This is a genomic window from Mitsuokella apri (assembly GCF_051886055.1).
Lineage (GTDB): Bacteria > Bacillota > Negativicutes > Selenomonadales > Selenomonadaceae > Mitsuokella.
The window spans coordinates 1-5,142 of record NZ_JBJEXT010000062.1; the positions used below are offsets into that span (position 1 = coordinate 1).

Sequence of the window (5,142 nt, forward strand, 5' to 3'; positions counted from 1 at the left end):
GGGGGAATGTTTTTCGCCTGCAGGAGCGCAGTGACTGCCCGAAGGGCTTGGCTCCGAGGCAAATCCTGCTAAATCCGGCGATGTCAAAGCGCCGCGGCAGGCGGCGAAACGGCTAAGTAAGAACAGCCCCAATTGGAGCCAATTTAACGGAGCGACGAAGCCGAAAAACATTTCCCCGGCCCCTTGCCAACGCCCCGCTCATCTGCACTCTCCCCTGCCCCGCGTACTAAAACTTATTTTGCCAGTCTCTCAAGTGCGCGGTGTGCAATATCGTTGCGGTGGAACGCACCTTCGAACGAAATCGCGTTGACGCCTTTGTAGGCTTTATCGACTGCACTGCGCACGTCGTCGGCCTTGGCGACTACACCGAGTACGCGGCCGCCGTTGGTGACGATTTTGCCGTCTTTTTCGGCCGTGCCGGCATGGAAGACGAGTGTGCCTGCGGCTTTTGCCTTTTCCAGGCCGTCGATGACGAAGCCCTTTTTGTAGGACTTTGGATAGCCGCCCGAGGCGATGACAACGCAGACGGCAGCGCCGTTGCTCCATTTGATATCCTCATCCGCGAGCGTGCCGTCGGCGCAGGCAAGCATGATGTCGACGAGGTCGCTTTCAAGGAGAGGCAGGACGACCTGCGTCTCCGGGTCGCCGAAGCGTGCGTTGAATTCGACGACTTTCGGGCCCTCTTTCGTGATCATGAGGCCGGCGTAGAGACAGCCCTTGTACGGACGGCCCTCTTTGGCCATGGCAGCGATCGTCGGTTTCAGGATGCGCTCGGTCGCGGTCTTGACCATGTCCGGCGTCATCACCGGTGCCGGTGCGTACGTGCCCATGCCGCCCGTGTTCGGGCCCTTGTCGCCGTCATAGGCGCGCTTGTGGTCCTGCGAGCTGACCATCGGATAGATGGTCTTGCCATCGGTGAAAGCGAGCAGCGAGGCTTCCTCGCCGTCCATGAATTCCTCGATGACGACGCGGCTGCCGGCCGTGCCGAAGGCGGCGTCGTCCATGATCTCGTGGATGGCATCGAGGGCTTCGTCCATCGTCATGGCGACGATGACGCCCTTGCCGGCCGCGAGGCCGTCGGCTTTGATGACGATCGGAGCGCCTTCTTTTTTAACGTACTCACGCGCTTCGTCAGCATCCGTGAAGACTTCGTATTTGGCCGTCGGGATGCCGTATTGTTTCATGAGGTTCTTCGAGAAGGATTTCGAGCCCTCGATTTCAGCCGCGAGCTTCGTCGGGCCAAAAGCCTTGATGCCGGCCGCGTTCATCGCATCGACGACACCGTTCGTGAGTGGCACCTCAGGACCGACGACGACAAGGTCAATGGCTTTGTCTTGCGCAAGCTTTACGAGAGCGTCGTTGTCCGTGATGGAGACGCCTTCGATGCACTCGGCGATGTCCTTCATGCCCGGATTGCCCGGTACGGCGTAGAGTTTCGTGGCCTTCGGCGACTGTGCGAGCTTCCATGCGAGCGTGTGCTCACGTCCGCCCGAACCGATTACTAAAATATTCATACTAGTCCCTCCACAAAAACAGCCCTCTCCCAAAGGCAGACCGTACTTAGACTGTACCTTTGGGGGAAGGCTCTTATTTTTTTTTATTTCTTGAGCTGCTCGGCGAGATAATCCTTGATCATCGTGTCGTAAGCGGCCGTGTGCGCAAAGGCTTCCTGGGCAAGTTCCATGCGCGTGCGGTCGTCAACGCAGCCGTTCTTCTTGACCTGCTCGGCGATTTCGTCGTAGCGGGCCGGATTCGTGATGACCGTGACGAACTTGAAGTTCTTCGCAGCGGCGCGGACCATGGCCGGACCGCCGATGTCGATGTTCTCGATGGCCTCAGCGAGCGTGACGTTCGGCTTGGCAATCGTCTCTTTGAACGGATAGAGGTTGACCGCCACGAGGTCGATGCCCGTGATGTGGTGCTCTTCCATCTCTTTGACGTGTTCCGGATTGTCGCGGACGGCGAGGATGCCGCCGTGGATGTACGGGTTCAGCGTCTTGACGCGGCCGTCCATGATTTCCGGGAAGCCCGTGACGTCGCTGACATACGTAACAGGGATACCGGCTTCCTTGATGGCCTTCATCGTGCCGCCCGTCGAAACGATCTCGACGCCGGCTTCGTGGAGTTTCTTGGCGAATTCGACAACACCCGTTTTATTCGATACGCTGATAAGCGCGCGTTTGATCTGCATGATTGTTCCTCTCTGTTTCTCTAAAATGAGCGGCAAAGCCGTTATTTGCGGATGCGGACATGGCGTCCGTCTACCTCGAGCCTGCCTTCGCAGTAAAGCTGAATGGCCTTCGGGTAGATGATGTGCTCTTTTTCGAGCACGCGGGCACCGAGCGTTTCTTCCGTGTCGTCATCGAGCACGGGCACAGCTGCCTGCAGGATGATTGGGCCGCTGTCCGTGCCTTCATCGACGAAGTGGACCGTGCAGCCGCTGACTTTGACGCCATAGGCGAGCACGTCGCGGTGTGCATGGGCACCGGGGAAGCTCGGCAGCAGGGCCGGATGAATGTTCATGATGCGGCCTGCGAAGTGGCGCACGAAGTACGGCGTCAGGATGCGCATAAAGCCTGCGAGCACGACGAGCGTGACACCGGCTTCGTCGAGGGCCTTGACGAGGGCTTCCTCAAACGGCTGACGGCCGTCGAACTTCTTGCGGTCGATGCAGACGGCCTTGATGCCGGCTTTTTCGGCACGCGTGAGTGCGTAGGCATCGGGCTTGTCCGCGAGCACGATGGCAATCTCCGCGGAGACTTCGCCGCGGCCGATGGCATCGATGATGGACTGCAGGTCCGTGCCGCGTCCCGAGCAGAGGACGCCGAGAATTTCCTTATGCATTGAACACGCCGCCTTTGATCGTTACATCGTGGTTGCCGCGGACGACACGGCCGATCTCATAGACCGTCTCGTTTTCGCTCTTAAGATACTGCTTGATTTTCTCCGCTTCTTCCGGGCTGGCCATAATGACCATGCCGATGCCCATGTTGAACGTGCGGTACATCTCGTGCCAGTCGACATTGCCCCACTGCTGCAGGAGCTTGAAGATCGCCGGCATCTGCCAGACGGAGCTGTCAATCTCTACGGCCATATCCTCAGGCAGAGCGCGCGGAATATTGTCGTAGAAGCCGCCGCCCGTGATGTGGACCATGCCGTGGATGTCGAATTTCTCGATGAGCGGCAGGCAAGTCTTCGGATAGAGGCGCGTCGGCGTCAGGAGCTCCTCGCCAATCGTTTTGCCGAGTTCGTCGATGTACTCGTCGCCCTTGAAGCCCTTGTGCTCAAAGACGATTTTGCGCACGAGCGAGTAGCCGTTGGAGTGAACGCCCGAAGACGGCAGGCCGAGAAGCACATCGCCTTCCTTGACGCGCTCGCTCGTGATGACCTTCGACTTCTCGACGACACCGACGGCAAAGCCCGCGATATCGTACTCGCCGACCGGGTAGAAACCGCTCATTTCAGCCGTTTCGCCGCCGATCAGCGCACAGCCCGACTCCTTGCAGGCACCCGCAACCCCCTTGACGACGGAAGCAACCTGCTCCGGGTCGAGTTTGCCGACTGCGAGGTAGTCGAGGAAAAAGAGCGGCTCGGCACCCTGTACGAGGATGTCGTTGACGCACATGGCGACGGCGTCCTGGCCGATGGTGTCGTGCTTGTTGAGCATGAACGCCAGGCGCAGCTTCGTGCCGACGCCGTCCGTGCCCGAAACGAGGACCGGTTCCTTGTATTTGCCGGAATTCAGCGCAAAGAGACCGCCGAAGCCGCCGAGGTCGCCGAGGACCTCCGGACGATACGTCGCCTTGACGCTGTCCTTGATGAGTTTGACGGAGTAGTTGCCAGCGTCGATATCGACACCGGAATCTTTATAGGTAAGTCGTTCTGCCATTTTTTGTTTCTGGTTCCTTTCCTATTTACATGTACAACGGCCAAAATTTCAGCACTTCTTGCGCTGCTCGAAAACGTACTTGCTGTCGCCGGCCGGTTTTGCTCCGTCCTTGATTGGGTAGGAGCTGTTGAAGCAGGCGTAGCACATATCATCGGCATTGAGGTGCGGCACGCTCTTCTTGAGGCCTTCGATGCTCAGGAAGTGCAGGGAGTCCGCGCCGATGAACTGACGAATCTCCTCGACGGACTTCGTCGCGGCGATGAGTTCCTTGCGGACGCTCGTGTCGATGCCGTAGAAGCACGGATAGCCGATTGGGGGGCTGCTGATGCAGACGTGGACGGCCTTTGCGCCGGCATTTCTAAGCATGCGGACAATCTTGCCGCTCGTCGTGCCGCGCACGATGGAATCGTCGACCATGATGACCGACTTGCCCTCTACAGCGGAGCGAATCGCGTTGAGTTTGAGCTTGACGGCCGTGTCGCGCTTTTTCTGCGTCGGCTGGATGAACGTACGGCCGATGTAGCGGTTTTTAATCAGGCCTTCGACGAACGGAATGCCGGCTTCATAGGCAAAGCCCGTGGCTGCCGTCGTGCCGGAGTCCGGTACCGAAATGACGATATCGCCCTTAAAGCCCGACTCGCGCGCGAGCTCGCGGCCCATGAGGAAGCGTGCTTCGTGGACGCTCTGGCCGTCGATGACGGAATCCGGACGCGCAAAGTAGATGTACTCGAAGATGCAGCCGGCCTTTTTCTCTTCCGTGGCGAACGGATACGACTTCAGGCCGTTCTCGTCGATGACGACCATTTCACCCGGTTTTACGTCGCGCACGAATTCCGCGCCGACGACGTCGAGGCCGCAGGTCTCGGACGAGAGAATCCAGCTGCCCTCCTCTGTCTTGCCGATGCAGAGCGGACGGAAGCCCTGAGGGTCGCGCGCACCGATGAGCTTGTCCTCGGTCATGATGGTCAGGCAGTAGCAGCCCTTGACCTGCTTGAGGCTCTCGATGATGCGGTCCTCGATGGTCTCCTTGTGGGAGCGCGCAATGAGGTTCACGATGACCTCCGAGTCGATGGACGTCTGGAAAATCGTGCCCTGCTGCTCGAGGTGGTGGCGGATTTCCGCGGCGTTCGTCAGATTGCCGTTATGTGCGAGCGCAATCTTGCCGCCCGCGTAGTTGACGAGCAGAGGCTGCGTGTTCGCGAGCAGGCTCGAGCCCGTCGTCGAATAGCGCACATGGCCGACGGCGATGCACT

5 protein-coding genes are annotated in these 5,142 nt (G+C 59.3%); all 5 read right to left on the minus strand.

The window, feature by feature from the left end; genetic code table 11:
- Positions 1-233: 233 nt before the first annotated feature.
- Complete coding sequence (gene purD, locus ACI4OH_RS09000; RefSeq protein WP_435720695.1) at positions 234-1,514, minus strand: phosphoribosylamine--glycine ligase; 1,281 nt, start codon at positions 1,512-1,514, stop codon at positions 234-236.
- A gap of 83 nt (positions 1,515-1,597) precedes the next feature.
- Positions 1,598-2,191 carry an IMP cyclohydrolase gene (locus ACI4OH_RS09005; RefSeq protein ID WP_435720696.1) on the minus strand — a complete coding sequence of 198 codons (594 nt, stop codon included), beginning with the start codon at positions 2,189-2,191 and terminating at the stop codon, positions 1,598-1,600.
- A 41-nt stretch (positions 2,192-2,232) separates the two neighbouring features.
- Complete coding sequence (gene purN / locus ACI4OH_RS09010; RefSeq protein ID WP_435720697.1) at positions 2,233-2,844, minus strand: phosphoribosylglycinamide formyltransferase; 612 nt, start codon at positions 2,842-2,844, stop codon at positions 2,233-2,235.
- On the minus strand, positions 2,837-3,889 hold the full coding sequence (purM, locus tag ACI4OH_RS09015) for a phosphoribosylformylglycinamidine cyclo-ligase (protein ID WP_435720698.1): 1,053 nt from the start codon (positions 3,887-3,889) through the stop codon (positions 2,837-2,839). Before purM ends, purN begins: the two co-directional genes overlap by 8 nt.
- Positions 3,890-3,937: 48 nt before the next feature.
- Positions 3,938-5,142 (minus strand): amidophosphoribosyltransferase (gene purF, locus ACI4OH_RS09020; RefSeq protein ID WP_439784619.1); only part of this gene is annotated, 1,205 nt, incomplete at its 5' end.

Excerpts from the sequence above, each read along its gene's own strand:
- purD (WP_435720695.1), bottom strand. The coding sequence starts at position 1,514 with ATGAATATTTTAGTAATCGGTTCGGGCGGACGTGAGCACACGCTCGCA.
- ACI4OH_RS09005 (WP_435720696.1), bottom strand. The coding sequence starts at position 2,191 with ATGCAGATCAAACGCGCGCTTATCAGCGTATCGAATAAAACGGGTGTT.
- purN (WP_435720697.1), bottom strand. The coding sequence starts at position 2,844 with ATGCATAAGGAAATTCTCGGCGTCCTCTGCTCGGGACGCGGCACGGAC.
- purM (WP_435720698.1), bottom strand. The coding sequence starts at position 3,889 with ATGGCAGAACGACTTACCTATAAAGATTCCGGTGTCGATATCGACGCT.